Source organism: Haloarchaeobius amylolyticus, assembly GCF_026616195.1.
GTDB classification, from domain to species: domain Archaea; phylum Halobacteriota; class Halobacteria; order Halobacteriales; family Natrialbaceae; genus Haloarchaeobius; species Haloarchaeobius amylolyticus.
This window is the reverse complement of the sequence record NZ_JANHDH010000001.1, coordinates 1,095,759-1,120,867: the sequence shown is the minus strand read 5'-3', so window position 1 is coordinate 1,120,867 and position 25,109 is coordinate 1,095,759. Positions and strand designations below refer to the sequence as shown.

Sequence of the window (25,109 nt, the reverse complement as noted above, 5' to 3'; positions counted from 1 at the left end):
GTGGCGGGAGGAGGGGACACCGATGGACGGCCAGGACGAGCGCATCGAACTCGGCGTGGAACTCCTCTCGAAACTGGAAGACCCCGAGCTGTCGCTGGCCGACGCGATGGACCGCATCGAGGTCGTCACCCGCGACCCGGCGACGGTCCGCGAGATACTCGACACGGCGGTCATGCGCGGCGTCATCGAGCGCGAGGACGGCGTCGTCCAGACCACCGGCAGCGGCTTCGTCAGCCAGACCAGCGACGTGGTCACCCGGGAGGGCGACTACGAGTGCCGGCGCTGTGGCACGGGCATCTCGACGGGACACTTCATCGAGCTGGAGGCGGGAGAACTGGGGCCGTTCGGGTCGTCGTGTGTGCGGAAGGTGACGGGGAGAGAGTAGCGCTATCGGTTCCGGCTGAGTTCGTCGACGAGCTGCTGGATGAGCGCGCCCTGGCGCTCGATGAGTTCGTTCTGCTTCTGGACCTGCTCCTCGAGCCTGTCGAGCCGTTCCAGCACCGCCTCGTCGGTCGCGTCGGCGGTCGCGGGCTGGAACCCGGCCGCCTCGAACGGCGAGGCAGCGTCGTCCTCGTCGTCCGCGACCTCGGGTTCGGCGCCGGGTTCCGGTTCGGTGCCGGCGGCCTGGCCGGTCTGTGACGGGTCGGGCTCATGCTGGTCGGGGGCCACCGGCTCCTGCTGGTGGTCTGCCTGCTCGGACTGGTGGGTGGCTGCCGGTTCTGGCTCGGGCTCGACCTCTGGCTGTGCCTCCGCCGCCTCCGGCGGGGACTCCACCTGCGAGTGCGTCCGGGACTCTCGGGGTTCCGACTGGGACCGGGACGCGGCTGGCTGCCGGTCGTCCTGGGGCGAACTCCGGTCGTCCTGTCGAGGCGGCTGCTGGTCCTGTTGTGGCTGCTCACCGCGTGCCGACTGCTGGTCGTGCTGTGGCGGCTGCTGGTGCTGTTCCCGGGACTGCTGGTCGGGTTGTGCCGACTGCTGGTCCTGCTGTCGGCCCGGCTGGTCGGCCTCCGCCGTCGTCCCGGTGCCGGGTCCACCCGCCAGCGGGTCGGCCTGCTGGGGGGCCTGGCCTCCCTGCCCCGCCGCGTGCTGGTCCTGGCCTGCGGCGTGCTGGGGCTGGCCGGACTCTTCCGGCAGGTCCGCGTCGGCCTCGTCTGGCTGGACCGTGTTGCCCGCGTCGAGTGGGTCGACGCCCTCGCCGAAGTCGATGGGGGAGGGGCGCTCCTCCTCGTCGACGTCGGCCGGCCGCACCGCGTCGTTGAGTGCGTCCAGCGAGTTCACGTCGTAGTACGCGAACAGGGACTGCTGGAGGTACTCCTTGACCTCGGCGGCCCGGTCGTTGGCGACCTTGATGCGCTCGGGACGACCGTCGACCTCGAGGACGACCTGCGTCGCGACGCTGCCGTCCTCGAAACTGAGGCCGGTCACGTCCGCGAAGTGGTACTCCTCGTAGTCCTCGTCCCAGACGGCACCGCCGACGTGCTTGACGAGGCGCTCGGAGGTGATGACGACCGTGAGCTCCGAGAACCGGAACGTCTGTGTCACCGTCTCGCCGGGGTTCGTGACCCCGCTGGCGTTGAGCACGCCCGCGAGGACCGGGTGGATGACCGACTCGGAGACGTTGGCCGGGACGGTGAAGTCCCGCTCGCCATCCAGCGAGTACGTCAGCGTGATGCGGGTCTTGCGCCGGCCCTCCTTGACGGTCATTCGCTCTGCTTCGTGTGGGTACTCGTCGACGGATTCGTCGCTCAGGAAGCCCTCCGACTGGTAGATGAGGGTCCGCGTCGGCGTGACGTAGAGCACGTTCTCCCCGCCCAGGGAGACTTCGGCCGCGACGTCTTCGCCTGCGAGTGTCGTCTCTACGATGCCCGGAACGTCCATGCTCACTGCTTTACTACCCCACGGTATAAATCCGTGGGGCCGGCCGAACGACGGTCGACATAGGGGTGAGACTCCCAGACAGGGCCGGGACAGTTGAGAAGGTTTAAGTTTCACACTGGACAAGCGATGAGTGAGGCCGGGTGGCTTAGCTGGACATAGCGCCGCACTCATAGGGTTTAGAGATTCGGTGCGGTAACTGCCTGGGAAGGCTCATGCATGCCCCACGGGACCCGCCAAGTCTCGAACCTGGGTCATGCGGAGATCGCGGGTTCGGAGCCCGCCCCGGCCACTACTTCCTGACGAAGTCACGAACGACAGTGAGTGACGAGTCCAACCGTCGTGGCGGGTGCGGGTGGAGAACCCGCTCGCGGCTCCCGCGAACGCAGTGAGCGGGAGGCTGACGGAGCTTGTCTCCGTCAGAAGTTCGGAGCCCGCCCCGGCCACTACTTCCTGACTCGTTCAGTAATCCTCAAATCCGCGAAGAAGCCAGCAGCGACAGCGAGACGGACGTGATTACTCGGTCGGGTCGATGAGTTTCGGGCCGTCCTGTGCGACGAGGCCCTTCTCGATGGCCGCGTCGACGATGGCGCGACACTCCTCTGGGTCGACGTCGTAGGCGCCGGCGGCGACGGACTCGATCTGGGCGCGTTCGATGGGGAAGTCGCGGTTCTGGAGGAGGCGCATCACCTTGTTGTAGGTCCGGGGCGAGGGGGTCGGCTGGTCGCCGGCTGTCCGGTCGGTCTCGGCGTCCTGGACGACCGGTTCGGCCGTCGCGTCCGTGGTCTCGCGCATCGGGTCCTCGAAGGTGACGCCGTTCAGGCCGTCGGCGTCGGCTGTCTGTCCGATTCCCGCACTGTCTCCGTCGTCGGTGGTCGTCGACCCCTCGTCGGCCGTCTCGGCGAAGATGGACTCGCCGGCCTGCTGGTCGTGGCCGTCGGTCGCTGGCTCGGCGTCGGCGTCGAATATCGACTCGTCGGAGTCGGGGCCGACGGCGTCGCCGAAGGGGTCGTCGTCCGCGTCGCTGTCATCGGCGTCGTCGAAGGAGATCGCGCCGAAGCCGTCGGCCGGTGTGTCGTCGCCGTCGGTGTCGAACGCCGGCGCGACCGTCCCGCCCTCGGCGTCGGCGATGGAGGGGTTCGACTCGTCGTCTCTCGCGCCGATACCGGGTTCGGCGTCGGACTCGGCCGGCTCGGCGCCGTCCTCGGACTCGTACTCTATCTCGAGCCGGACCGAGGTCACCTGCGAGAAGTCCACAGGCGCGGCCTCGAACAGTTCGAGGACGTTCTCGTAGGCCGTCGCCGGGTCGTCGACCTCGATTGTTATCGAACTCATCGACACACACCCCGTTCGCCTGTCAGGACCACTACCCGTGGCCATCGCCCACGTCGGCTCGAAGTCGTCATCGGGCTAAATCACGGGTTCACCCTATCTAAAACTTAGTAAACAACACCGATATATGTCTTTTATTGTAACAGGTCTGTCGGGGAACAATGATGTGCGTGCGATGCGAAGAGGGTGGTATGGGTGCGAACGAGACGCGGTCGATGCTGCAGGAGGGGGAGAGCGTTCCCGCCGTGCTGGTGCTCGAACAGCTGGCGGTCGGGGAACCGGGGACGACGGCGGAACTCGCGGACGCGGTCGGTCTCGACGAGGCGACCACGCGGTCGCTGTGTGCGGACCTCGTCGAGCGCGGCGACCTGCGCCGGAAGGAACTCCGGTCGCAGGAGGCGACCATGACGGTCTGGTACCGGCCCGCCGAGGGAGCCGACTCGTCGCCGGAGGCACGGGCCGAGCGCGTCATCGCGTCGCTGTCGGTTCCGGGCGCCAGCGAGATGATGCGGGACTGGCGCCGGGACGCGGTCCGCGCGGCCTACGAGTTCCTCCGCGAGGAGGGCGAGGCGACCACCGAGAACCTCGTCTCGTCGGTGTACCCCGCCCACTCCGCGGGCTACAACGACGAGGAACCGTGGTGGGCGATGGTCGCAGAGCGCCTCGCGTGCCTCCCCGGCGTGTCACCGCCGGCGACGGACGAGGATACCGAAGACGAGACCTGGACGTTCGACGCTCAGTAGAGGAGTTCGTCGTCGTTCTCGACCATGTAGAGGGTGCGCGCCGCGACGTTCACGGCGTGGTCCCCGACGCGTTCGAGGTCCCGGACCGTCAGGAGCAACCGCGAGACGGCGTCAAGCGCCACGTCGATGTCCGGCTGTTCGGCGGCGTCGGACTCGATGAGGTCGCGGACGACGACCTGGCTCGCGTGCTCGCACATCGCGTCGACCTCGTCGTCGTGGGCCGCGATGTCGTAGCAGGCCTCGACGTCGTGCCCCGCGTAGGCCTCCATCGCCTGCTCGACCATCGCCACCGTCTCGCTCCCGATGTCCTGGACGTCGACCTCCGGGTAGGCGTCCCTGTCCGCGTCGATGGTGTACTGCGCGAGGTTCGTCGCGAGGTCGCCGACGCGTTCGAGGTCGGTGACTATCTTGAACGAGGCGGCGATGAAGCGCAGGTCGCCCGCGACCGGTTGCTGGAGCGTGAGCAGGTCGATGCACTGCTGTTCGATGTCGAGGTAGAGCTGGTTCACCTCGCCGTCTCCCCTGACGACCTGCCAGGCGACGGACTCGTCTCCGGCCTCCATCGCCGAGAGCGCCGTCCTGAGGCGGTCGACGACGATGTCGCTCATGTACAGGACCTCCGACTCCAGCGAATCGAGTTTCCGCTGGAAGCTCTCGCGGGGCATGCTCGAACGTTTCGCCTACTGACCTATCGGTGTTGCGTCCGGTCAGGTCAGGGCCATCGGCGGCCGCCCGGGGCGGCGACGAAAGGAGCTGTGGGAGCTACAGGATGAGTTCGTCGTCGTTCTCGATCATGTAGAGCGCACGGGCGGCGATGTTGACGCCGTGGTCGCCGACGCGCTCCAGGTCACGGATGGTGAGCAGGAGCCGGGAGACGTCGCTGAGGACGTCCTCGATGGGTGCGTCGTGCTCGCCCTCGATGAGGTCGCGGACGACCAGTTCGCTCGCCCGCGTACACCGTTCGTCGACCTCGTCGTCGCGGGCCGCGACCTCGTAGCAGGCCTCGGTGTCCCACTCGGCGTAGGCGTCGAGGGCGTCCTCGATCATCGCGATGGTCTGGGCGCCGATCTCCTGGATGTCGACCTCGGGGAAGACGTCGCGTTCCGCGTCGAGCGTGTACTGCCCGAGGTTGGTCGCGAGGTCGGCGACGCGTTCGAGGTCGGTGATAATCTTGAACGAGGCGGCGATGAAGCGCAGGTCGCCCGCGACCGGCTGCTGGAGCGCGAACAGGTCGATGCACTGCTGTTCGATGTCCAGGTAGAGCTGGTTGACCTCGTCGTCGGTCTCGATGATGCGTTCGGCGGTCTCTTCGTCCTTGTTCTCGAGTGCGACCAGCGTGTCGCGCAGTCGGTCGAGAACGACCTCCCCCATGTAGAGGACGTCCTCTTCGAGGGAGTCGAGTTTCTCTTGATAGCTCTCGCGTGCCATTGGTTCAGTGGAATCAGGGGGCGTTTGAAACGGTTTCGTCTATCGGTTGCTGGACAGGACTACCCGAACTTGCCGGTGATGTAGTCCTCGACCCGCTGGTTGTCGGGGTTCTCGAAGATCTGCTTGGTGTCCCCGAACTCGACGAGTTCGCCGCCGGTCAGGAAGACGGCGGTCTTGTCGGAGATACGGGCCGCCTGCTGCATGTTGTGCGTGACGATGATGACCGTGTAGTCCTCGGCCAGTTCGTCGATGAGGTCCTCGATCTGCGAGGTCGCGACCGGGTCGAGCGCGGACGCCGGCTCGTCCATGAGCAGGACCTCCGGGTCGGGCGCGATGGCGCGGGCGATACAGAGCCGCTGTTGCTGGCCACCGGAGAGTTCGAGGCCGGACTCGTCGAGGCGGTCCTTGACCTCGTCCCACAGCGCCGCACGCTTGAGCGACTCCTCGACGATCTCGTCGTAGTCGCCCTCCTTGTTCTGGATCTCCAGGCCGTAGGCGACGTTGTCGTAGATGCTCTTGGGGAACGGGTTCGGCTTCTGGAACACCATCCCGACGCGGCGACGGAGCGCGACCGGGTCGACGTCGTCGTCGTAGACGTTCTTGTCGCCGAGGTAGAGTTCGCCCTCGACGCGGGCCGCGTCGATGAGGTCGTTCATGCGGTTGATGCAGCGCAGGAACGTCGACTTCCCACAGCCCGAGGGGCCGATCATCGCGGTGACCTTGTTCTCGGGGACCTGCAACGAGATGTCCTGGAGCGCCTGGTCGTCGTTGTACCAGACGTTGACGTTCTGGGCCTCGACGATGGTCTGTGCCGTCCCGGCGCTCCCGGCCTCGTCGTCGTCGAGGCCCGCGGTCACGTCGGTCTCGAGGACCGAACCGTCGTCGTCGACGGGGTCGGTGGTCGTGGTCGATTCAGCCTGTTCGTTGCTCATCTCTTGTGTCATTGGTCACGCTTCTCGCTGATACCTGTTGCGCAGTACGATTGCGATGCCGTTCATCGTGAGCAGCACGACGAGGGACACCACGACACCCGCCGCGAGCGCGGTGGTGTAGAACTCCTCGCTGGCGAACAGCGACGCCCACGAGTACAGCTGCATGGGCATCGCGCTCCCCTTGCCGAGGAAGCCGCCCGGCACCGGCGCCACGGCCGCGAGCCCCACGAAGATGAGGGGCGCGGTCTCGCCGATGGCGCGGCCGAGTGCGAGGATGGTCCCCGTCAGGATGCCCGGCATGGCCTGGGGCAGCACGATACGGCGGACGGTCTGCCACTTCGTCCCGCCGAGGCCGTAGGAGGCCTGGCGGGTCGAGTCGGGGACGGACCGGATGGACTCCTGTGCGGAGATGATGACGATGGGCAGGATGAGCAGCGACAGCGTCATCCCGGCCACCAGCACCGACCCGACGGGCAGGTTCATCGTGTTGATGAACACGCCGTAGCCGAGCAGGCCGTAGACGACCGAGGGCACGCCTGCGAGGTTGGAGATGTTCACCTGGATGATGCGGGTGAGCTGGTTGTCCGGCGCGTACTCCTCGAGGTAGACGGCCGCGCCGATACCGACCGGGAACGACATCAGCGTCACGACCAGCATCAGCAGCACGGAGCCGACGATGGCCGGGTAGAGCCCGGCGTCGGCCGCGGTGTTCGAGTGGGCGCTGGTCAGGAACTGCCAGTCGACCCAGGACTCCGGCCCGGCGAGGCCGAGCACGGGCGCGAGGTACCGGATACCGAGCACGCCGAGGATGAACGCCCCGGCGACCACGAGTCCCGGTACCTGCGTCGGTCGGTCGCGGACGACGACGAAGGCGTACGCCGTCGTCGGAATCACGACGAACGTCGCGAGCACGACGCTCGGCATCGGGAAGAACCACAGGTAGGGGCCGACGAACGCGGCCAGCAGCCCGAGGGCGGCGGCCGCGCCACCGGCGATGCGGCCGGTCCGCTGGTCCTCGAGCTGGCCGCCGACGAACCAGGTGACGCCGGCCGCCATCGGCAGGGTGAACGTCACCCACATGATGGACCACGGGAGCAGGTAGAAGGGGAACGCGGCGACGAGCCGGGGGACGACGGCGACGAAGAGGGCGAAGGCGACGATGCCGACGACGACCTCCTCGAGGAAGCCCGCCCGGCGCTGCCGGCGGTAGAGCGCGAGGCTCCCACCAGCCAGCACCAGCGCGAGCCAGTAGCCGAGCCAGGCCGTCGGGGCGAACACGTCGAGGAACAGCATGACGATGGCCGCCCCGAGGAAGAGGCCGCCGAAGGGGATGCCGAGGCCACCGAGGACGGTCGGGACGGCGTGTCTGTGGTTGTACCAGACCCACGCCCCGGTGCCGAGGGTCGGCAGGACGAACGTGGCCGCGAAGAAGACGTACCACGCGGGGTCGGCGGTGAACGGCTGGACCGCCTGGACGCCGACGTAGGCGAGCAGGACGCCCAGCGAGACGATTCCGATGAGCGTCGAGGCGAGCAGCAGGTACCGGAAGACGGTGCCGACGGTCCGGCTGACCTCGCCGAAGCTCTCGATGTGCTTGCGGTCGACCGCCATTACTCGTACTCCTCCCGGTAGCGGCTGGCGATGAGGTCACTGATCACGTTCATCACGAGCGTCATCGCGAACAGGGTGAACCCGACCGCGAACAGGCTGTGGTAGGTCACGCCGCTGGTCGGCATGTCACCGGTCGCGATGTTGACCATCGCGGAGGTCATCGGCATGACCGGCTCGAAGTAGATGGCGAGGGTGCCGAGGTTCGGGTACGGGATCTGCGTGCCGAACAGCGTGAGCTGGCCGAACGACGGCATCGTCGGGGTCGACCCGGCGGCCATCGCGACGATCATCGTCTCCCCGATTGCGCGCGAGAGCGCGAGGATGAACGACGAGGCGATGCCCGAGACGGCGGCGGGGACGACAACGCCGACGGAGACGTCGAACTTCGTCGCGCCCATCCCGTAGCTGGCGCGCCGGAGGTCGTCCGGGACCGCGCTCATGGCGTCCTCGCTGATGGAGGAGACCATCGGGATGATCATGATGCCGACGATGATGCTGGCGGACAGGGCGTTGAACGTCCCCAGTTCGGGGAAGTTGAACACGGTCCCCGAGAGCCCGGGCACGCCGTTGTTGAGGAAACTGAACACCCCGTCGAGGAACGGCGTGACGTACACGAGCGCGAAGAACCCGTAGATGACCGTCGGGATGCCTGCCAGTATCTCGAGTGCGGGCTTGAGGATGGCGCGCTTTCGCTTGCTCGCGTACTCGCTCAGGTAGATGGCGGTCGCCAGCCCGAGCGGCATCGCCACGATGGCGGCGCCGATGGTGATGACGAGCGTGTCGAGTATCAGGGGAATCACGCCGAAGGCGTAGGGTTTGAACCCGGCCGCCCAGTTGGTTCCGAGGAAGAACTCACCGAGCGAGGTCGTCTCGCCGGCGTAGCCCACCAGTCCTGCCGTCAGCCCGAAGAACTTCACCGTCTCCGAGGCCAGCAGGAGAACGATACTTACCGTCGTGATCACCGAGAGCAGCGCACACGCGAAGAAGAAGGCGTTCATCACCTTCTCCTCCGGCGTGTCGCTGGCGGTCTCCGTGATGTCCTGTGTCACCCTGTCCGTGCTCATGCGATTGGGTCTATGTAGGGAACTATTTAGAGAGGCCGAAAAACGCTTCTACTCTGCGCCGGGGCGGGTTACTCCTCGAGGTACTCCGAGAGCTTGTCCATCTGTGCCTGCATCTCCTCCTCGGAGTTGGGCACGTAGCCGACCTTGTCGGCGACAAGGGACCGCTCGGCGGACTGCTCGACGAAGTACTCGGCGAACGCGCGGACCTGCGGTTCCTCCTGCATGGACTGCACGCGCGGGTACGTGAACAGTGGGCGCGAGAGCGGCTTGTACTCGCCGCTCTTTGCGGTCTCGATGGACGGCTTGACGCACTTCCCGTCGCCGTTGTCGACGGCGAGCGCCTTGACCTCGTCCGTGTTCTCGGAGTAGTACGCGAAGCCGAGGTAGCCCATCGCGGTCGAGGAGCCCTTGACGCCGGTGATGATCTGGCGGTCCTGCTCGGTCGCGGAGTAGTCCTGTCGGTGGCTGTCCTCCTCGCCGATGACCGCCTCGGTGAAGTAGTCGAAGGTGCCGGATGCCGAGGTCGGGCCGTACAGGTCGAGTTCCTTGTCGGGCCACTCCGAGCGGACGTCGCTCCACTTCTGGGCGCCGTCGGGCTCCCAGATCTGTTTGAGTTCGTCGACGGTGATGCAGTCGACCCAGTCGGCCTCCTTGTTCACGATGACCGTGAGGGCGTCGGTGGCGACCTTGAGTTCAACCCAGTCGACGTCGTTGCTCTTGCACTTCTGCTTCTCGCTGTCCTTGATGGGGCGCGAGGCGTTGTTGAAGTCGGCGTCGCCCTTGCAGAAGTAGTTGGAGAACCCGCCACCGGATCCGGTCGAACTGATGGACACCTTCACCTTGGAGTGCTCGTCCTCGAAGCCCTCCTTGACCGCCGTCGCGAGCGGGAAGACCGTCGAGCTCCCGTAGATATCGATGTTCCCGGTGAGCTCGTCGCCACCACCGCCGCCACCGTTGGTGGTGTCACCGCCGGACGCTCCACGCTTGGCACAACCCGCGAGACCGGCGAGACCCGCGGCGCCGGCAGCTGTCACGAACTTCCGCCTGGAGATCGCATCGGTACCTGTCTCGGTGTTCTCCGTCATCGAGTGGAAGACATGCTGATACGAATAAATACCTCGCTATGATAGCTATATATTCGTAAATAACGCAATAGAATCTCGAGGTTCGTGGTGGCAAGTAGCACGATTCGGCGGTAGCGACGGTCGAAATGCGGTGGTTCCATGAGTGGTCATGTTAGAATAAACTGTCTGGGGCCGTCGAACGCCTCGATTCCCCGGGACGGTCGTCGGTCGGGCCACCTCTCTCCCGGTTGGAGCTTCCTTTCTTCCGGTAGACGGGGCTGCTATATAGAAACACGTACATTTATTTTCTACCTGTCCGCATTCCCCAGTATGGAAACGCGAAAGGTGCAAGTGACGGGTGGGTCCACCTACACCGTCTCGCTGCCGAAGTCGTGGGCGACAGACAACGGCGTCTCGGCCGGGACGACCGTCGAGTTCTATCCGGAGGAGGACTCGCTGTTGCTCACTCCCAAGAGCGAGACCAATCGAACCGAGGGCACGCTCGACGTCTCCGACCTCGATGGGCAGCGACTCACGCGCGCGGTGATGACGATGTACGTCTCCGGGTTCGACATCATCTCGCTGGAGGCCAACCGCATCACCACCGACCAGCGCCGCGCCATCCGGTCGGCGACCCAGAGCCTCGTCGGCGTCGAGGTGTTAGAGGAGACGAGCGACAGCGTCGTCATCCAGGACCTGCTCGACTCCTCGGAGCTCAGCATCCACAACGCCGTCACCCGGATGCGCCTCATCGCGCAGTCGATGCTCAACGACGCGCTCACCGCGTTGCTGGAGAACGACGAGGACATGGCCCGCGACGTGCGCGAGCGCGACGACGACGTGGACCGCCTCTGGTACGTCGTCTCCCGTATCTTCCGGGCGACCCTGCGCTCGCCCCGCGCCGCCGAGGAACTCGGCGTCCCCCGCGAGGTCTGCTTCGACTACCACTCCAGCGCCCGCCAGCTCGAACGCATCGGCGACCACGCCGCCAAGATCGCCAACATCGCGGTCGAACTCGGCGAGATAGACGACGACGTGGGCGAGGCGCTCCGCGAGCTCCACGAGGACTCCGCCGAGGTTCTGGAGAAGGCGATGGACGCCCTCTTCGCGGACGACCCGGACGAGGCGACCCAGCTCGCCAACGCGGCCCGCGAGTCGGTCCGCAACATCGACGAACACACCCGCACCATCGACGAACTCCTTCGCGAGCGCGAACCGCAGGCGGCCCAGTCCCTCGGGCTGGTCGTCGACTCGCTCTCCCGGAGCGCCGACTACGCCGGCAATATCGCCGAGACGGCACTCCAGAAGGCGGCACCGAGTCCGTAGGACAGCCGACCGTCTCGACCCGTTTCGTTTCCGCCGCTCCTCTCCTTCAGTTGCTCCCGGTCGTCACCGCCGACAGTGCCATCGCTACCTGTCGAGACGCGCGGCGTCGCGACTGTCCGGTCCGTGAGAACGCAGAGGGAGAAGGTGGTTACTCGTCGTCGACGAGGACGGCGTTGACCTGCCCGTTCTGGCCGGGACGGGAGGTGACGCGGGCCGTGCCGGCGTCCGTCTCGATGAGGGCGCCCTTCGTGATGATGTTCCGGCGCACGTAGTTCGGGTTGGCGTCGTTCTCGACGACGTCCTCGATGGTCGCGTGGACCGTCTCGCCGCCCTTGTTCACGTTCGCGACGTCGGTCGCGAGGGCACGGGTCTTCGTCGTGTTGCCGCGCGTCTCGATGACGCGGAAGCGCGGTTCGCCGACCTGGGTCTCCGTGGGGAGACGGCCGAGCTGGTGCTTCTTTCGGTTCCGGATCGGACGGAGTCGCCCGCCGGTACGCTTGCGCGTGGAGCGTCCCTGGTCTTGCATACCCGGAAGCAGTTCCAGCAGCTACTTGAATCGCTCGACTTGAACCGGGGTCGGCACGCCCGTCTCGTGCGCGACAGGGGCCACGTGGCGTGCGACCGGGGCGCACCACGGACGACCCACGGACGAGCACATCGTAGCGTTTAGGCCGTCGTCGGCCGACCGACCTGCATATGAGTCTACGTGTCGCCGTCGCCGCGCCGTTCCGCCAGCGCGGGAAGCGCGAACTCGAACAGAACGAGTTCGTCGTCGCGCTCTCGCTCGACCGCGACTGGTTCTCGCCGGACCAGGCCAAGCGGCTGGTCGACGTCGCGACCGGCGAGGGGCTGCTCGAGCAGGACGGCACCGACCTCCGGTGTACCTTCGACCCGAACGAGGTCCAGATACCCGAGGACTTCGTCCCCGCGGACGACGTGCTCCAGGAGCGTTCGGCGTTCGAACAGGTGCTCGACGACCTCGTCGCGTCGGGCCACGAGAAGCACGAGGCCGTCGGGGCCATCAACCAGCTCCAGCAGGAACTCGACGTGACCATCGCGGCCGCCGCGCTGGTGTACGCGCGACAGCAGGGCCTCGACGTCTCGGAGGCCCGGACGAAGGCCCGCGGCGAACTCCTGGAGGTCTGAGATGGTCGAAGACCGCACCACCGACGGCGTCCGACTCGCACAGTTACTCTCCTCGGAACTCGACGGACGCGAGGACGGCGAGTTCGCCCGCTTCGCGGTCGAGAACGCCGACCGCGACGTGGAACCGACCGACGACGGCACCCGCGCCTACGACGTGACCCGGGACGGCGAGCCCTTCGCGGCCGTGTTCGTCCAGCCCGACCGCATCCGTCTCGAACTGGCCCAGGGGCTCGACGCGGCCGTCGAGGAGGCGAAGCGGGTCGGCCTGCGCGTCCGGCCGAAGGCGACCCAGCCGCCGAAGACGCTGGTCTTCGTCGAGGACGGGGCCGAGGTCAAGCGCGCGACCGACGTGGTCGACGCGGCGAGTCAGGCGGCCGACGACGAGTGAGGCCGGGTCATCGCGACCCGACTCAGGTACCCGGCGTCGGCTCGGAGCTGGACTCCGAGACCACGTACTTCTCCAGCAGGGGCGAGGCCCGCATCAGGCCCGTCCCGAGCACGCTCATCACGAGGACGTAGCCGACGGCGAACGCCGGAATCACGTCTGCGAGCGCGCCGGTCCCGACCGAGGTCGCCAGCGCCGCGAGCACCAGCGAGAACTCCCCGCGGGCGACCAGCCCGACGGCGACCCGGAGCGACCGCCGCTGGCTCAGGCCGTAGCGTTGCCCGCTCAGGTAGCCACTGGCGAGCTTGCTCACCGTGGTCAGGACGACCGCGGCGACGAGGAGCACGAGCGCGGTCCCCTGGAGCTGGCTCACGTCGGTCTGGAGCCCGATGGCGAAGAAGAACGCCGCCGCGAACAGGTCCCGGGCCGGCGTCAGCACGCGCTCGACCCGGTGGACCGCGTCGGTCTCGCTGACCGCGGTACCGACGAAGAACGCCGCGACGGCCTCGCTGACGCCGAGGTCGAGCGCGACCGCGGCGACGACCGTCGTCACGCCGAGCAAGCCGAGCAGGAGCAGTTCGTCGGAGTCGATGGCGAGGGCGCGCTGGAGCAGCGGCGTCCCGAACCGGGCGAAGACGACGAGGGCGGTGAGCACCGCGAGCGCGATGCCGACGGACTGGACCGCGGCGAAGCCGCCGTCGCCGATGGCGACCGCCGAGAGCAGCGCGAGGTACACCGCGATGACGATGTCCTCGACGACGAGGGTGCCGAGGACGACCTCGCTCTCGGGGTCGGCGACCCAGCCGAGGTCGATGAGCGTCTTCGTGATGATGGCCGACGAGGAGATGTAGACGATACCGACGACGAAGGCGGTCTCCAGCGGCGAGAAGCCGAACGCCACCCCGAGCAGGACGCCGACCCCGGCGTTCACCACGAGGTCGATGCCGCCGATGACGCTGAGCTTGTCACGGCGGGCCAGCAACTGGTCGACGCTGAACTCCATCCCGATGAAGAAGAGCAGGAGGACGATGCCGAGTTCCGCGAACAGGTCGACGAACGCCTCGTTCTCGATGAGCTTCAGCGAGAACCCGTCGGCGATGGGCGCGTTGGGCCCGATGAGCAGCCCGGCGACGATGTAGGCGGGGATGACCGACAGCCGGAGCTGGCGGGCCAGCACGCCGCCGACGGCCAGCACTGTCAGGGTGATACCGGCCTCCAGCAGTAGTCCGGCCATCGTCAGTCCTTGTGGACGAAGTCGCGGAACGCCTGCTGCTCCTCGCGGGTCCCGAGGGCGACGAGGATGTCCTCGGCCTGTAGCTCGAAGTCCGGGTTGGGGTTCGCGACGGTCTCCTCGTCGCGCTGGATCGCGATGACGGAGACGCCGGTCTCGGTCCGGACGCCACAGGCCTCCAGGGTCTGCCCCGCGAGCGTGGAGTCCGCGTCGATGGTCACCCACTCGATGATGGCGTCACCCAGCGGGACCTCCGGTTGCTGGAGTTCGACCGGCTGGAAGTACGCGCCGCCGAGGATGGCCCCGAGCTGGCGGGCCTGCTCGCCGGAGAGGCTGGCGATGCGGCTGCTGTCCGCCTCCGGGTCCGCCCGGTGGAACAGTTCGCGGCGCCCGTCGTGGTGGATGAGCACCACCAGTCGACCGCCGCCGTCGAGTTCGACCTCGAACTTCCGCCCGACACCGGGCACGTCCGTCTCGTACACCGTCATACCCGAAGATGGCGGGCGGCTGTGACATAAAGGGTCGTCACGCGGTGGCGGGCACCCCGACCTCACGTCAGGCCAGCGACGACGGGGTCGTCTCGCCAGAGGGGCCGGGCGTGCCGGGGTCGACCCAGGACCGTTCGCCTGCCACGTAGACGACCTCCAGGCGGAACTCGCGGCCGTACTTCGCCTCGAGTCGGTCGGCGAGTTCGTGCGCGAGGCCCGGCGGCGGGGTCGTGTCGACGTGGTAGCCCAGTATCACGCGGGCTCTGACGGGTTTTCCGAGGAAGTGGTCGACCGGCAGGTACTCGACGTCCGAGTCCAGGTAGGCCATCCGACCGTACTCGCCGGCGTCGAACGTCTCTTCGAGGTCCGCGATCATCGACTTCTCCAGCGACTGCACCTCGTGGGTGGTGACGGTGACGACCCCGAGGAGCACCGTCAGGACGGCGATGGCCACGACGAGTTTCGCGGTCCGCATCCTGACAGCGGCTCTCGCCCGTTCCGCCTCCAGCCGGTGCTCGGGCCGGTAACCGGCGACCCAGAAGAGGACGAGCGCCGAGAGGTTGATGGCGAGCAGGTTGACGACGACCAGGGCGGTACCGCCCAGTGCCAGGAGCGGTTCGCCGTAGGCGAGGGCGATACCAGCGGTCGCAGCTGGCGGGACGAGCGCCACCGCGATGGCGACCCCGACGAGCGTCGACCCGGACCCCCGCATGATACTGATTGCGCCGGCGGCACCTGAACCGAGGGCGAGGACCAGCGACAGGATTCCCGGCCGCACCCGCTCCATGATCTGCGGAACGTCCCTGATGGCGAGGTCCGGTTCGACGAGGACGGTCTGCTGGACGACGACGCCCACCAGGAAGCCGAGTGCGATGGCTCCGACGAGACCCGTGACCTGCAGGAACAGCCCGCGGCTCCCGAGCTCGGCGTCTTCGAGAACGGCCCCGACACTTGCCGCGATGGCCGGCCCCATCAGCGGGGCGACCACCATCGCGCCGATGATGGTCGCCGCCGAGTTCTGGAGCAGCCCCGTCGCGGCGATGAGGGTACTCAGGAACAGCATCGGGAAGAACGTCTCGTCGACCGGGGCGAGGTCGTACGCCCGGGAGCTGAGTTCTTCTCGCGAGACGCGGAGCCCGGCGTACTTCTCGCGGAGCGCCTCGAACCGACGCGAGATGACCAGTTCGACGGGCAGGACGATGGTGTAGGAGTCGTCCCTGATACCCGCGATGCGGAGCTTCTTCAGGACGGGTTCGAGGCCGTTCGTCGGGACCGGGAACTGGACCATCGCCTCGAAGTCTCCGCGGCCTGTCTCTTCGAAGAGTGCGTAGTCGATGCCCTCCCGTTCGAGAACGGTGAGGACGCTGTCGCGCTTGCCCTCCGGGATGAGCGCTTGAACCAGTCGCATGCAGAGAATAGGTCGGTCGGCCGATTAAGCCGATATTCGAGCCGCTGATACCTCACGGTCACGGTCCGACGACCGGCGATAGCAACCCTCTTAATCGGCCCAGTCCCACGCCAATCAAATGAGCTTCTTCGAGCGTCTCGGCGCGCGGATTCGGGAGCAGGACACCGTCGTCTCGGTCGGGCTGGACCCCGACCCGGACCGCATCCCCGAGTTCCTCGCGGACCACGACCTGCCCCGGTGGGCGTTCAACCGCCGCATCATCGACGCGACACACGAACACGCGGCCTGCTTCAAGCCGAACGCGGCGTTCTACGAGGACGGCGACGGCTGGGCGGCCCTGCGCGAGACCATCGCCTACGCCCACGGGAAGGACGTCCCCGTCCTGCTCGACGCCAAGCGCGCCGACATCGGGAACACGACCCGGCAGTACGCCGAGTTGCTCGACCACGCCGACGCCATCACGGTGAACCCGTACATGGGCCGGGACTCGCTGGACCCGTTCCTCTCGCGGGCCGACAAGGGCGTGTTCATCCTCTGTCGCACCTCGAACCCCGGCGGCGCCGACCTGCAGGACCTCGAACTCGCCTCCGGCGAGCCCCTCTACGAGCGCGTCGCGGCCCTCGCGGACCTCTGGAACGAGCACGGGAACGTCGGACTGGTCGTCGGTGCGACGACGCCGGACGAACTCGAGGAGCTGCGCGAACAGGTACCGGACCTGCCGTTCCTCGTCCCCGGCGTCGGCGCACAGGGTGGCGACGCCGAGGCCGCGGTCGAGTACGGCCTCGCCGACGGGGTCGGCCTCGTCAACTCCTCGCGGGGCATCATCTTCGCGGGTGAGAACGCCCACGACGAGAAGGGGTTCTTCCAGGCCGCCGGCCAGTCGGCGAAGCGGCTCAAGACCCGGCTGAACCGGTACCGCGACTGAACCGGACGGTCCCGCGACCGCCCACCCGGCCCCCCGGCCCCCGGCCCCGCTTCTTCGCCGGACTCAGAACTGGTAGGTGTCTGCGCCCTCGTCGACGCCACGGGGGTCGGCCCGGCTCGCACAGTCGAGGCACATGCCGTGGTCGCGGTCGAAGTGGTTCTCACAGACCATCGCCCCACAGCGGTTGCAGTGCTGGCGGGCTCTGGCGTCCTCGCATATCTGGCAGAGGCCTGCGACGCTCATGCGAGAGAGTAGCACGCCGCAGGCCTTAGGTTCCCGCCCTGCACCCGCCACCTGCACTCCCACCCTCCATCCGCCACCCTGTACCTGCTGCCCGCCTACTTCCGAACCGTGCCCCCCAGCGCACCGAGTCGTTTAGGGTCGCGTGGCACGTATCGTCACAGCGTGCGAGATTCGCCACTCCTGTTCGGACTGGCAGCCGTCTTCGCCGGGCTGACGACGGTCCTCGCGGTCGTCGCCATCGTGACCCGCGAGTTCGTCGTCCTCGGCGTCGCGCTCCCGTTCGCCGCCACGACGTACTTCATGTGGTTCCAGGCGAGCGGCAAGCTCCGCGAGCGCGTCGCGGCCGCGACACACGCCGACGGGTTCGGGGAGCGCCGCCGGACCGCCCAGCAGAAGGCCCAGGAAGGGGCCCGCGGCGGCCGGAGCCGGTTCGCCCGCGAGGCCCGCCGCGCCGCCGAGGAGCGCCGCCGCCGGGCACGGTTCCAGCAGGCGGGCCGCGTCTCCGACGAGCGTCGCCGACGCCAGCGACAGCGCCGCACCGTCCAGATGTCGGACGGCCCGACGCGCAAGCAGGCGCTCTCCCGGCTCGGCCTGCGGCCGGACGCCGACGAGGACGCCATCCGGGCGGCGTACCGGGAGAAGGTCAAGGACGTCCACCCGGACCGCCCCGACGGCGACGAGGAGGCGTTCAAGCGGGTGAACGCGGCCTACGAGCGGCTCAAGGACGACTGGTGATGCACGCCGGAAAGACTACTCACGGGGCCGGGGTGTCCCCCGCGACCCCTCAGAACGTATTGTGATAACAATTGTCATAAGACGAGAAGTCTTTTGCCACCTGTCTCCTAACCCGGAGATATGAGCCCTGACCGGGCCGTGTTGGAGCGAGCCCTCGAGCGCGGTGAACAGGAGGGCGGTAACGTCGAATTCAAGGAGCGACTCTCGAAGGACGTCCACCTCGCCGACGGCCGGCGGGAGAGTCTGGCGGCGCAACTGCGCCACCGCGTCCTCTCGGGCGACGGCGAAGCGATGTACGTCGTCGGCGTCACGGACGATGGCGGCCTCGCCGGTATCGAACCCGACGTCTTCTCGGAGACCATGGACGTGCTGAGCCTGCTGGCCGAAGAGGCGGGTGCACACATCGAGAACGTCCAGACGTGGGGCGTCAGCGACTCCGGTGTCCACCGCGGGACCACCGAGGATGCAGAGGCCACCAGAGGCATCGTCGGCGTCGCCGAGATCCGCGAGGGCGGCGTGCTGGAGACCGACGACGAGCACATCGTGGTCGGGACAGCGGGCCACGTCGACCACGGGAAGTCCACACTCGTCGGCTCGCTGGTCACCGGCCAGGCCGACGACGGCGACGGGGCGACCCGCGGCTACCTCGACGTGAAGCCGCACGAGGTCGAACGCGGCCTCTCGGCGGACCTCTCCTACGCCGTCTACGGCTTCAACGACGACGGCCCGGTCCACATGAACAACCCGCACCGCAAGCAGGACCGTGCCCGCATCGTCACGGAGTCCGACCGGCTGGTCTCGTTCGTCGACACGGTCGGCCACGAGCCGTGGCTCCGCACCACGATCCGGGGGCTGGTCGGCCAGAAACTGGACTACGGCCTGCTGACGGTCGCGGCCGACGACGGCCCGACGAAGACGACCCGGGAACACCTCGGCGTCCTGCTGGCGACCGACCTGCCCACGATGGTCGTCCTCACGAAGAAGGACATCGTGGACGAGGAGCGTCTGGAGGAGGTCGAACGCGAGGTCGAGCGCCTGCTCCGCGACGTGGGCAAGACGCCCCTGCGGGTCGACCGCCACGGGGTCGACGCCGCCGTCGAGGAGATCAGCGACACGGTCGTCCCCATCCTCACGACCAGTTCGGTCACGATGGACGGCCTCGACACCCTCGACGAGCTGTTCGAGCGCCTGCCCAAGACCGCCGGGACCGAGGGCGACTTCCGGATGTACATCGACCGGACCTACTCCGTCACCGGGGTCGGCGCGGTCGCCTCCGGCACCATCATGTCCGGCGAGGTCGAGGCCGGCGACGAACTCCTGCTCGGCCCGATGCCCGACGGCTCCTGGCGCGAGGTGGAGGCCCGGTCCATCGAGATGCACTACCACCGCGTCGACGAGGCCAAGGCCGGCCGCATCGTCGGCATCGCGCTCAAGGGCGTCGCCGAGAACGAGATCGAGCGTGGAATGGCGCTCGTCCCCCGCGAGAGCGACCCCGCGACCGTCCGTGAGTTCGAGGCCGAGGTGATGGTGCTCAACCACCCGACCCGCATCGGCGAGGGATACGAGCCCGTCGTCCACCTGGAGACCATCAGCGAGGCGTCGGTCTTCACGCCCGAGGAGGGTCGGCTCCTGCCCGGCGACAAGGGTCGCACCCGCGTCCGGTTCAAGTTCAAGCCCTACATGGTCGAGGAGGGCCAGCGCTTCGTCTTCCGCGAGGGCCAGTCCAAGGGCGTCGGGACGGTCACCAACGTCTACCGGGAGTGACCACCTGCCGTCACACTGCAACCGGGGGACACGGTCGCCCGACACACGTTTTTTGCTGGCGGTCGAACAGGTAGCACAGATGGATAGTCGCTCGTCCGCGGTCCGCCTCTCCATGGCGGTGACCGGGCTGGTCCTCGTCGGCTGCTACCTGCTGGTCGGGTCGCTGCTGGCCGAGGTCGCGGCGTCGCTCTGGGCCAGTCGGCCCGACCCGGTCCTGTTCGTCGCCGCGATGCTCGCGTCCGCGCTCCTGTTCGGCTACGCGAGCTACCGCGGCGGGACCGCCCGCATCCTGCGGTCGCTGGACGCCGTCGACCTGCCCCGGGAGCGAGCCCCGCAGCTCCACGCCCGGGTCGACCGCCTGAGCGAGCAACTGGACGTCGAGCGCCCGCAGTTGCTCGTCGCCCGGATGCACGCCCCGAACGCGCTCGCGCTCGGCGGTCGCAAGCGTGGGGTGGTCGTCCTCGACGCGAGCCTCTTCCGCATCCTCTCGCTGGACGAACTGGAGACCATCGTCGCCCACGAACTCGCCCACCTGGAGAGCCGCGACAGCCTCGTCCAGACGCTCGGGTTCAGCGTCGCCCAGACCGTCAGCGGGTTCGTCTTCCTCCTGTTGCTCCCGGTCGGGCTCCTCGTGGCCGGGTTCCGGCGGTCGCTGCGGTGGATCCGTGGCGAGCGCCCCCGGCCCTTCGGCGAGCACCTCCGCCGGACCCACGCGCAGGTCGCCTCCGCGGTGGTCGTCGTGATGCTGGTGCTGACGCTGGCACTGCGGGCGCACTCGCGCCGCCGGGAGATCGCGGCCGACGACCGGGCGGTCGAACTCACCGGCAGCCCGATGACGCTGGCCCGGGCGCTCGCCCGTATCCAGCGCGCCTCCGAGCCGCCGGGTGGACTGCTGTCGTCGCTGTACATCCACGGCTCCGAGGAGGGGACGCTCACCCGACTGCTGGCGACCCATCCCCCGATGCAGGAACGTATCGAGCGCCTGGTCGAGGAGGCGGAGTCCGCCTGGCAGCGCATCGAGATACAGTAACCCGGCTTTTCTCGCCGGTTCACGGTTCGTTCGCCGGTCACCAGGGCGGGTCGGTCAACTCGCCCAGGGATTCGAGGACGTACTCGGGGGTCGGTTCGTCCGTTCCCGGGTGCTGTCCAGCCTCGCCGGCGAGCCACGCTGCCCGGACGCCGGCAGCCTGGGCCCCCGCCACGTCCGAGCGCAGCGAGTTCCCGACGTGGACCGTCCTCGCAGAATCGCTCCCGAGCAGGTCGAGGACGTGGTGGAAGGCGTCGGGGGCCGGCTTCGCTGGCGTGTCGTACCCGGCGTGGACGACGTGCTCGAAGGCGTCGGCGAACGGGAGGGCCGAAAGCTTCTGGCCCTGCATCTCCGGCGCGCCGTTCGTGACGACCGCGAGCCGGTGGTCACCCGCGAGCGCCTCGACCGCCGAACCGGCGCCCGGGAGTGGCTCGACGTTCCCGTGGTCGCGTTCGTCGGCGTAGGCCGCCGCGAGTTCCCGGCCGAGGTCGGGGTCGTACCCCGTCTCCTCGGCGAGGCTGGCGAAGCAGGTCGCACGGAGTTCGCGCATCCCCGAGCAGTCGTCGACGAACCGGTCGTAGCGCTCGTAGTAGTCCGGGGCCGCGAAGAAGGGGTCGACGCCGACGGCCTCGAAGGCGACGTCGAGCATCTCCGGGACCGACCGGCGGTAGGTACAGAGGGTGTCGTCGAGGTCGAACAGGACGGTGTCGACGGGGGCAGTCATCGGGCGAGAGTGGGCCGTCCAGCGAGATAAATCACAGGGCAGGGGTGAGACGGTGTCCCGAGCCTCGTCGCCCCGGACTGGGGCCGTCCCGGTCTGGGGCCGTCCCGGACTCAGGCCGCCCGGTACCCGTCGTCGGTCCGCTCCGCGAGGTCGAGCAGGGCGAGCCAGCCGAGTTCGAACTCGACCTTCTCGGACCAGACCTCCTCCCACGTGTTCGGGTTCTTGTGGCGCTCCCACTGGGGTACCTGCTCGCGGTAGCGCTCGAACACGGCGTCGGCGGTGAGGGGCTCGTCCGCCTCGCGGAGGATGGTGAGCACGTCTTCGGCGCCGAAGACGCCCGCAAGGAACGCCTCCTGGAGGTGTTCACGCGTCGGCTCCTGCCGGATGCGGCTGAAGCCACTCGGCCCCTCCTCGGCGAGGCCGACCGCCCGGAGGAACGTCAGCCACGTCGCGGCCTGGTCGCGCGAGACGAGGTCGGTGCGCTGGAGCATGCGGGCACAGCAGTCGTCCTCGCTGCCGGGGACGAGGGGGACCGCGCGCTGGGCGGTCTCGACGAAGTCGAGCGAGTCGGGCGCTGGGGGGACGTGCTTGAACTTCACAGTCCGAACGACTCGGCGAGCAGTTCCTCGTCGGTCTCGCCGTAGACGTGGGTCGGGCCGCCCAGTACGTCGACCGTTATCTGTGCCGGCGCGAACACGCTCTCGTCGAGCTCGTGGAAGTCCCAGTCGATGGTCTCGAAGATGTCGGCGAAGGGCTCGCCGTACTGGTCGTTCGCGCTGGAGACGACCTCGTCGAAGCGGTCGAAGTCCTCCTCGACCGTGAGGGTGACCTGCCCGCCGTAGGCCAGCGCGTCGTTGGTCCGCGCCATCGCCTCCTCCTCCGAGGGGGCGACCGGGGCGACAGGGGCGGTGCCCGAGACCGAGACGAGGTTCAGCGGGTCGTAGCCCAGTTCCGAGAGTCGGAACGCCGCCAGTTCGGCGGCGCGGGCACCGATGCTGATGCTGCCGGCGAGGCTCGCGGTGTGGAAGCCGGCGAGGAAGACGCTCGAGGTGTTCGTCTCTGTCATCTCGGCGACGTGCTCGGCGACGGCCTCGCCCGGGAGGGCGTCGGACTCGATGGTCAGGACGGTGAGGTCGAAGGCGTCGTGGTAGCCGACGCGCTGGAACACGTCCTCGGCGCCGACGAGGGCGCGGGCGGGACCACTGCCGAGCCCCTCGAAGTCCTCGACGCTGACCTCCCAGCCGGCCTTCTGCGAGCACAGCAGGGCGAGTTCTGGGTGGTCGCTCGTCACGTCGACGTAGCGCATCGGCGCGCCCGCCACCTCGCCCATGCGGGACTGGACGGTCGCGAGGCCGCCGGTCTGTATCTCGGCGAGGAGGACGCCGGCCTCGACGCCCCCGTGGAAGTCCACGCCGAAGTCGAGGACCGTCGCCTCGTTCTCCAGTTCGTACGCCCCGATATCGAGTACCTCCGCGAAGTCGATGGCCTCGTCGACGAGCTCGATGGCCATCCGGTTGAGACTCTCCATGCGCGAGGGTTGTGCGCCTCCGGATAAATGGCTTCAGTTCTCGTCGCAGTGCCAGCTGAATCCGAAGGAGTCGAGGACCGCGTCGTCGGTCCCGTACGCCGTCACGGTCAGACTGCCGGTCCAGTCGGGGTCGCCGAGTCGCTGGTGGTAGACCGGTCCGTCGACGGGGAAGCGACTCGCCCCACCCGTCGTCGTCTCGGTCTTCGGTTCGACCGGGACCGTGGCACGTTCACCGTCCCACTCGACGACGAGCCGTGAGACCTCGTCGATGCGGTCGCCCGGGATGGGGACGAGGACCGCCGCGTGGTCGTCGACGTCGGCGACCTGGACACCACCGTCGAGCAGGTCGCCCGCACCGTGTGTCACGTTGTCGCTCGAACACCGTCTCACGCCGGGGTCGTTACTGGACGCGCTGCCGGAACAGCCGGCGAGGAGGGCGAGACCGGTACCGGGGAGGGCTGCGAGCAGGGACCGTCTGCGCATACTCCCCCGACGACCCGACAGGTCAAAAGTCTGGTTACTCGTCCGGGTCGCTCCGGGCGGGCCGTCCGAGGTGTCCCTCGACCGCGGCGACCTTGTCGTCCGCCGTGGTCGTCTTCGTCCGCTTGTCGTCGATCTTCAGGAACGTCGAGACGCGGTCGCCGTCGACCGCCTCGTGGGCGGCCTGGGCGGCGGCGAACACCGTCGCCACGTCGTCGGCCTCGATGGTCGTCCCCATCGGGGTCGTCTCGTAGGTCACGTCGAAGTCCTCGAGGGCGGCGACCGCCTTCGCGACCTCGCCGGCCATGCTCCCCTCGACGACGGGGGCGACCGAGAGGAAGGCGACGACCGTCATTCCTCCTCGTGGAGCTGGACGGTCACCCGCCCGTCGAAATTGAGGAGGATGCGCTGGGTCAGGTCACCGAACAGGGCCTTCCCGCTCGGGGACCGGCGGCGTCCCGAGATGAAGAGGTGGTCGCACTCCAGTTCCTCGGCGACGTCGAGGATGGCGTGCTCCTCGCGGCCGACGGTCCCCAGTACCTCGTACTCGATGTCGACGTTCTCCAGGGCCCTGTGGCCGACCTGTGTCGCGAAGTGCTCGGCCTCCATCTCGGCCTCGTCGAGGGGGAAGCTCTTCCCCTTGGTCTCCAGTCGCGAGGACATGATCTCCTCGTACTCCTCCTCCGGCAGGACGTGGAGCAGGGAGAGGTCGGCGTCGACCCCGGCGGCGAGTTCGCCGGCCTCTCGGATGAGGGACTGGGTCTGTTCGGAGTCGTTCCGGATGACGGCAAGTGCGCGTTCCATATCCACCGATGTTCGACAGGGGGTGAAAAAAAGGTTGCCCGAGGGACACAGTGTCACTCCCACCCCGGCCACGGCTTGCGGTCGAGGGGCACCAGCGTCGATGCCCGACGGACGACGCGTGCGTCAGAACCGGCGCTCGACCGACCGGTAGGTCGCCGCGAACCCGCTCGTCCCCGAGAGCGCGCCGTCGGCGATCTGGAAGACGTTCAGGGTCACGTCGGTCTCCTCACCGGTGAGCACGACCGCCCAGGCCCCGCTCTCCGGTTTCCGCCACTCGCCCTCGGTCTGGCGCAGCAGCGTCTCCCCGAAGTAGCTCCCCAGCGAGAGCACGTGCTGCTTGTCGTTCGCCCCCTCGTCGGCGAGCTCTGCGGCGACCTCGTCCAGTCGCTCCAGCGACGCCGGCGAGTAGTCCAGGTCGGCCTCGGGCCACGCCGCGACACAGGCGGCCGCCTGCTCGCGGAACACCTCGGTCCGGTCGCGCGGCTCCGGGTCGGCCTCGTCGGCGTCCGCCTCGTGGCCGGCGTCGTCGTCCGCCTGCGTCGGTTCGGTCTCGTCAGCAGGCTCCGGCGCCGCCTCAGCGCCCGTGTCGGCCGCCGCTGCTGTGTCGGAGGGAGACGACGGTGTCGCCGCCTGTTCGGTCGCGGCGTCCGGCGACTGACCCCCGTCTTCGCTTCCGAAGAGTCCGGTGAGTCGTTGGAGCAGTTTCACAGTCTTTCAGACTCGCGGGCTTCGATAAAAAGCCCCACCCCGGAGTGAATGTGAAAACCCGGAAAACCTTGCACAGGGCTGTTAGCGGGCCTATAGGTCCATCGTGGAGAGTGTCACGGATGGTAACAGGAACTGGAT

General features: G+C 68.1%; 29 protein-coding genes and 1 tRNA gene. 10 read left to right on the top strand and 20 right to left on the bottom strand.

Annotated features, from left to right (window positions below; all coding sequences use genetic code 11):
• Positions 1-22: 22 nt before the first annotated feature.
• Positions 23-385: a DUF5830 family protein gene (locus NOV86_RS05785; RefSeq protein WP_267640330.1), complete on the top strand. Its 363-nt coding sequence runs from the start codon at positions 23-25 to the stop codon at positions 383-385.
• 2 nt (positions 386-387) lie between these two features.
• Here NOV86_RS05785 and NOV86_RS05780 read toward each other — a convergent pair whose 3' ends face one another.
• Entirely contained in the window at positions 388-1,878 is a 1,491-nt protein-coding gene (locus NOV86_RS05780) for a DUF7115 domain-containing protein (protein ID WP_267640329.1), read from the bottom strand.
• A gap of 134 nt (positions 1,879-2,012) precedes the next feature.
• Here NOV86_RS05780 and NOV86_RS05775 point away from each other — a divergent pair.
• Positions 2,013-2,167 (top strand) — tRNA-Met (locus NOV86_RS05775).
• Between the two features lie 224 nt (positions 2,168-2,391).
• On the opposite strand, the gene NOV86_RS05770 is transcribed toward NOV86_RS05775, so the two are convergent.
• Entirely contained in the window at positions 2,392-3,210 is an 819-nt protein-coding gene (locus NOV86_RS05770) for a hypothetical protein (protein WP_267640327.1), read from the bottom strand.
• A gap of 188 nt (positions 3,211-3,398) precedes the next feature.
• Between NOV86_RS05770 and NOV86_RS05765 the strand changes: the two genes are divergently transcribed.
• On the top strand, positions 3,399-3,950 hold the full coding sequence (locus tag NOV86_RS05765; RefSeq protein WP_267640326.1) for a helix-turn-helix domain-containing protein: 552 nt from the start codon (positions 3,399-3,401) through the stop codon (positions 3,948-3,950).
• Here NOV86_RS05765 and phoU (NOV86_RS05760) read toward each other — a convergent pair.
• From phoU (NOV86_RS05760) to NOV86_RS05735, 6 genes are all read right to left on the bottom strand, one after another.
• Positions 3,944-4,615, bottom strand: coding sequence for a phosphate signaling complex protein PhoU (gene phoU / locus NOV86_RS05760; RefSeq protein WP_267640324.1), 672 nt, complete (start codon positions 4,613-4,615; stop codon positions 3,944-3,946). The two genes, NOV86_RS05765 and phoU (NOV86_RS05760), sit on opposite strands and share 7 nt — an antisense overlap.
• 97 nt (positions 4,616-4,712) lie before the next feature.
• Positions 4,713-5,378, bottom strand: a complete 666-nt coding sequence (gene phoU, locus NOV86_RS05755; RefSeq protein ID WP_267640322.1) for a phosphate signaling complex protein PhoU — start codon at positions 5,376-5,378, stop codon at positions 4,713-4,715.
• 59 nt (positions 5,379-5,437) lie between these two features.
• Positions 5,438-6,310 carry a phosphate ABC transporter ATP-binding protein PstB gene (pstB, locus tag NOV86_RS05750; protein WP_368408720.1) on the bottom strand — a complete coding sequence of 291 codons (873 nt, stop codon included), beginning with the start codon at positions 6,308-6,310 and terminating at the stop codon, positions 5,438-5,440.
• Positions 6,311-6,325: 15 nt separating this feature from the next.
• Positions 6,326-7,921 carry a phosphate ABC transporter permease PstA gene (gene pstA / locus NOV86_RS05745; RefSeq protein ID WP_267640320.1) on the bottom strand — a complete coding sequence of 532 codons (1,596 nt, stop codon included), beginning with the start codon at positions 7,919-7,921 and terminating at the stop codon, positions 6,326-6,328.
• Positions 7,921-8,985, bottom strand: coding sequence for a phosphate ABC transporter permease subunit PstC (gene pstC, locus NOV86_RS05740; RefSeq protein WP_267640319.1), 1,065 nt, complete (start codon positions 8,983-8,985; stop codon positions 7,921-7,923). The genes pstA and pstC overlap by 1 nt, the downstream gene beginning before the upstream one ends.
• Positions 8,986-9,053: 68 nt before the next feature.
• The gene (locus NOV86_RS05735) at positions 9,054-10,070 is read right to left on the bottom strand and encodes a PstS family phosphate ABC transporter substrate-binding protein (protein ID WP_267640318.1); all 1,017 of its coding nucleotides are present in this window, start codon (positions 10,068-10,070) and stop codon (positions 9,054-9,056) included.
• A 309-nt stretch (positions 10,071-10,379) separates the two neighbouring features.
• On the opposite strand from NOV86_RS05735, the gene NOV86_RS05730 reads away from it, so the two are divergent.
• A complete protein-coding gene (locus NOV86_RS05730) occupies positions 10,380-11,375 on the top strand; it encodes a phosphate signaling complex PhoU family protein (RefSeq protein WP_267640317.1) in 996 nt (331 codons plus the stop codon).
• A gap of 148 nt (positions 11,376-11,523) precedes the next feature.
• On the opposite strand, the gene NOV86_RS05725 is transcribed toward NOV86_RS05730, so the two are convergent.
• Positions 11,524-11,901 carry a 30S ribosomal protein S8e gene (locus NOV86_RS05725; RefSeq protein ID WP_267640316.1) on the bottom strand — a complete coding sequence of 126 codons (378 nt, stop codon included), beginning with the start codon at positions 11,899-11,901 and terminating at the stop codon, positions 11,524-11,526.
• 170 nt (positions 11,902-12,071) lie between these two features.
• On the opposite strand from NOV86_RS05725, the gene NOV86_RS05720 reads away from it, so the two are divergent.
• Positions 12,072-12,521, top strand: coding sequence for a DUF2240 family protein (locus NOV86_RS05720; protein ID WP_267640315.1), 450 nt, complete (start codon positions 12,072-12,074; stop codon positions 12,519-12,521).
• A gap of 1 nt (position 12,522) precedes the next feature.
• Positions 12,523-12,909, top strand: coding sequence for a DUF7993 family protein (locus NOV86_RS05715; RefSeq protein WP_267640314.1), 387 nt, complete (start codon positions 12,523-12,525; stop codon positions 12,907-12,909).
• A gap of 22 nt (positions 12,910-12,931) precedes the next feature.
• On the opposite strand, the gene NOV86_RS05710 is transcribed toward NOV86_RS05715, so the two are convergent.
• The 3 genes from NOV86_RS05710 to NOV86_RS05700 all read right to left on the bottom strand — a co-directional run bounded on the left by NOV86_RS05710 (position 12,932) and on the right by NOV86_RS05700 (position 16,033).
• Positions 12,932-14,140: a cation:proton antiporter gene (locus tag NOV86_RS05710; protein WP_267640313.1), complete on the bottom strand. Its 1,209-nt coding sequence runs from the start codon at positions 14,138-14,140 to the stop codon at positions 12,932-12,934.
• A 2-nt stretch (positions 14,141-14,142) separates the two neighbouring features.
• Positions 14,143-14,625, bottom strand: a complete 483-nt coding sequence (locus NOV86_RS05705; protein ID WP_267640312.1) for a cation:proton antiporter regulatory subunit — start codon at positions 14,623-14,625, stop codon at positions 14,143-14,145.
• A 67-nt stretch (positions 14,626-14,692) separates the two neighbouring features.
• Positions 14,693-16,033 carry a TIGR00341 family protein gene (locus NOV86_RS05700; protein WP_267640311.1) on the bottom strand — a complete coding sequence of 447 codons (1,341 nt, stop codon included), beginning with the start codon at positions 16,031-16,033 and terminating at the stop codon, positions 14,693-14,695.
• Positions 16,034-16,151: 118 nt separating this feature from the next.
• Between NOV86_RS05700 and pyrF the strand changes: the two genes are divergently transcribed.
• The gene (pyrF, locus tag NOV86_RS05695) at positions 16,152-16,958 is read left to right on the top strand and encodes an orotidine-5'-phosphate decarboxylase (protein WP_267640310.1); all 807 of its coding nucleotides are present in this window, start codon (positions 16,152-16,154) and stop codon (positions 16,956-16,958) included.
• Positions 16,959-17,021: 63 nt separating this feature from the next.
• On the opposite strand, the gene NOV86_RS05690 is transcribed toward pyrF, so the two are convergent.
• On the bottom strand, positions 17,022-17,201 hold the full coding sequence (locus tag NOV86_RS05690) for a hypothetical protein (protein WP_267640309.1): 180 nt from the start codon (positions 17,199-17,201) through the stop codon (positions 17,022-17,024).
• A gap of 162 nt (positions 17,202-17,363) precedes the next feature.
• Between NOV86_RS05690 and NOV86_RS05685 the strand changes: the two genes are divergently transcribed.
• The 3 genes from NOV86_RS05685 to NOV86_RS05675 all read left to right on the top strand — a co-directional run bounded on the left by NOV86_RS05685 (position 17,364) and on the right by NOV86_RS05675 (position 20,730).
• A complete protein-coding gene (locus tag NOV86_RS05685) occupies positions 17,364-17,936 on the top strand; it encodes a J domain-containing protein (RefSeq protein ID WP_267640308.1) in 573 nt (190 codons plus the stop codon).
• A 120-nt stretch (positions 17,937-18,056) separates the two neighbouring features.
• Entirely contained in the window at positions 18,057-19,700 is a 1,644-nt protein-coding gene (locus NOV86_RS05680; protein WP_267640307.1) for a GTPBP1 family GTP-binding protein, read from the top strand.
• 79 nt (positions 19,701-19,779) lie between these two features.
• Positions 19,780-20,730, top strand: coding sequence for a M48 family metalloprotease (locus NOV86_RS05675; RefSeq protein ID WP_267640306.1), 951 nt, complete (start codon positions 19,780-19,782; stop codon positions 20,728-20,730).
• A 37-nt stretch (positions 20,731-20,767) separates the two neighbouring features.
• Here NOV86_RS05675 and NOV86_RS05670 read toward each other — a convergent pair whose 3' ends face one another.
• From NOV86_RS05670 to NOV86_RS05640, 7 genes are all read right to left on the bottom strand, one after another.
• The gene (locus NOV86_RS05670; RefSeq protein ID WP_267640305.1) at positions 20,768-21,451 is read right to left on the bottom strand and encodes an HAD family hydrolase; all 684 of its coding nucleotides are present in this window, start codon (positions 21,449-21,451) and stop codon (positions 20,768-20,770) included.
• Positions 21,452-21,561: 110 nt separating this feature from the next.
• Complete coding sequence (locus NOV86_RS05665) at positions 21,562-22,050, bottom strand: double winged helix-containing putative transcriptional regulator (RefSeq protein ID WP_267640304.1); 489 nt, start codon at positions 22,048-22,050, stop codon at positions 21,562-21,564.
• The gene (gene mch, locus NOV86_RS05660) at positions 22,047-22,979 is read right to left on the bottom strand and encodes a methenyltetrahydromethanopterin cyclohydrolase (protein WP_267640303.1); all 933 of its coding nucleotides are present in this window, start codon (positions 22,977-22,979) and stop codon (positions 22,047-22,049) included. The genes NOV86_RS05665 and mch overlap by 4 nt, the downstream gene beginning before the upstream one ends.
• Before the next feature lie 33 nt (positions 22,980-23,012).
• Complete coding sequence (locus NOV86_RS05655; protein WP_267640301.1) at positions 23,013-23,462, bottom strand: ABC transporter substrate-binding protein; 450 nt, start codon at positions 23,460-23,462, stop codon at positions 23,013-23,015.
• A 34-nt stretch (positions 23,463-23,496) separates the two neighbouring features.
• On the bottom strand, positions 23,497-23,814 hold the full coding sequence (locus NOV86_RS05650) for an MTH1187 family thiamine-binding protein (RefSeq protein WP_267640299.1): 318 nt from the start codon (positions 23,812-23,814) through the stop codon (positions 23,497-23,499).
• Positions 23,811-24,263 (bottom strand): universal stress protein, encoded by a 453-nt coding sequence (locus NOV86_RS05645; protein WP_267640298.1) that lies wholly within the window; start codon positions 24,261-24,263, stop codon positions 23,811-23,813. The genes NOV86_RS05650 and NOV86_RS05645 overlap by 4 nt, the downstream gene beginning before the upstream one ends.
• A 123-nt stretch (positions 24,264-24,386) precedes the next feature.
• On the bottom strand, positions 24,387-24,971 hold the full coding sequence (locus tag NOV86_RS05640) for a hypothetical protein (protein ID WP_267640296.1): 585 nt from the start codon (positions 24,969-24,971) through the stop codon (positions 24,387-24,389).
• Between the last annotated feature and the right edge of the window lie 138 nt (positions 24,972-25,109).

Bases quoted from the DNA above. Each gene is read 5' to 3' on its own strand.
- NOV86_RS05785 (WP_267640330.1), top strand. From the start codon at position 23: ATGGACGGCCAGGACGAGCGCATCGAACTCGGCGTGGAACTCCTCTCG.
- NOV86_RS05780 (WP_267640329.1), bottom strand. From the start codon at position 1,878: ATGGACGTTCCGGGCATCGTAGAGACGACACTCGCAGGCGAAGACGTC.
- NOV86_RS05770 (WP_267640327.1), bottom strand. From the start codon at position 3,210: ATGAGTTCGATAACAATCGAGGTCGACGACCCGGCGACGGCCTACGAG.
- NOV86_RS05765 (WP_267640326.1), top strand. From the start codon at position 3,399: ATGGGTGCGAACGAGACGCGGTCGATGCTGCAGGAGGGGGAGAGCGTT.
- phoU (WP_267640324.1), bottom strand. From the start codon at position 4,615: ATGCCCCGCGAGAGCTTCCAGCGGAAACTCGATTCGCTGGAGTCGGAG.
- phoU (WP_267640322.1), bottom strand. From the start codon at position 5,378: ATGGCACGCGAGAGCTATCAAGAGAAACTCGACTCCCTCGAAGAGGAC.
- pstB (WP_368408720.1), bottom strand. From the start codon at position 6,310: ATGAGCAACGAACAGGCTGAATCGACCACGACCACCGACCCCGTCGAC.
- pstA (WP_267640320.1), bottom strand. From the start codon at position 7,921: ATGGCGGTCGACCGCAAGCACATCGAGAGCTTCGGCGAGGTCAGCCGG.
- pstC (WP_267640319.1), bottom strand. From the start codon at position 8,985: ATGAGCACGGACAGGGTGACACAGGACATCACGGAGACCGCCAGCGAC.
- NOV86_RS05735 (WP_267640318.1), bottom strand. From the start codon at position 10,070: ATGACGGAGAACACCGAGACAGGTACCGATGCGATCTCCAGGCGGAAG.
- NOV86_RS05730 (WP_267640317.1), top strand. From the start codon at position 10,380: ATGGAAACGCGAAAGGTGCAAGTGACGGGTGGGTCCACCTACACCGTC.
- NOV86_RS05725 (WP_267640316.1), bottom strand. From the start codon at position 11,901: ATGCAAGACCAGGGACGCTCCACGCGCAAGCGTACCGGCGGGCGACTC.
- NOV86_RS05720 (WP_267640315.1), top strand. From the start codon at position 12,072: ATGAGTCTACGTGTCGCCGTCGCCGCGCCGTTCCGCCAGCGCGGGAAG.
- NOV86_RS05715 (WP_267640314.1), top strand. From the start codon at position 12,523: ATGGTCGAAGACCGCACCACCGACGGCGTCCGACTCGCACAGTTACTC.
- NOV86_RS05710 (WP_267640313.1), bottom strand. From the start codon at position 14,140: ATGGCCGGACTACTGCTGGAGGCCGGTATCACCCTGACAGTGCTGGCC.
- NOV86_RS05705 (WP_267640312.1), bottom strand. From the start codon at position 14,625: ATGACGGTGTACGAGACGGACGTGCCCGGTGTCGGGCGGAAGTTCGAG.
- NOV86_RS05700 (WP_267640311.1), bottom strand. From the start codon at position 16,033: ATGCGACTGGTTCAAGCGCTCATCCCGGAGGGCAAGCGCGACAGCGTC.
- pyrF (WP_267640310.1), top strand. From the start codon at position 16,152: ATGAGCTTCTTCGAGCGTCTCGGCGCGCGGATTCGGGAGCAGGACACC.
- NOV86_RS05690 (WP_267640309.1), bottom strand. From the start codon at position 17,201: ATGAGCGTCGCAGGCCTCTGCCAGATATGCGAGGACGCCAGAGCCCGC.
- NOV86_RS05680 (WP_267640307.1), top strand. From the start codon at position 18,057: ATGAGCCCTGACCGGGCCGTGTTGGAGCGAGCCCTCGAGCGCGGTGAA.
- NOV86_RS05675 (WP_267640306.1), top strand. From the start codon at position 19,780: ATGGATAGTCGCTCGTCCGCGGTCCGCCTCTCCATGGCGGTGACCGGG.
- NOV86_RS05670 (WP_267640305.1), bottom strand. From the start codon at position 21,451: ATGACTGCCCCCGTCGACACCGTCCTGTTCGACCTCGACGACACCCTC.
- mch (WP_267640303.1), bottom strand. From the start codon at position 22,979: ATGGAGAGTCTCAACCGGATGGCCATCGAGCTCGTCGACGAGGCCATC.
- NOV86_RS05655 (WP_267640301.1), bottom strand. From the start codon at position 23,462: ATGCGCAGACGGTCCCTGCTCGCAGCCCTCCCCGGTACCGGTCTCGCC.
- NOV86_RS05650 (WP_267640299.1), bottom strand. From the start codon at position 23,814: ATGACGGTCGTCGCCTTCCTCTCGGTCGCCCCCGTCGTCGAGGGGAGC.
- NOV86_RS05645 (WP_267640298.1), bottom strand. From the start codon at position 24,263: ATGGAACGCGCACTTGCCGTCATCCGGAACGACTCCGAACAGACCCAG.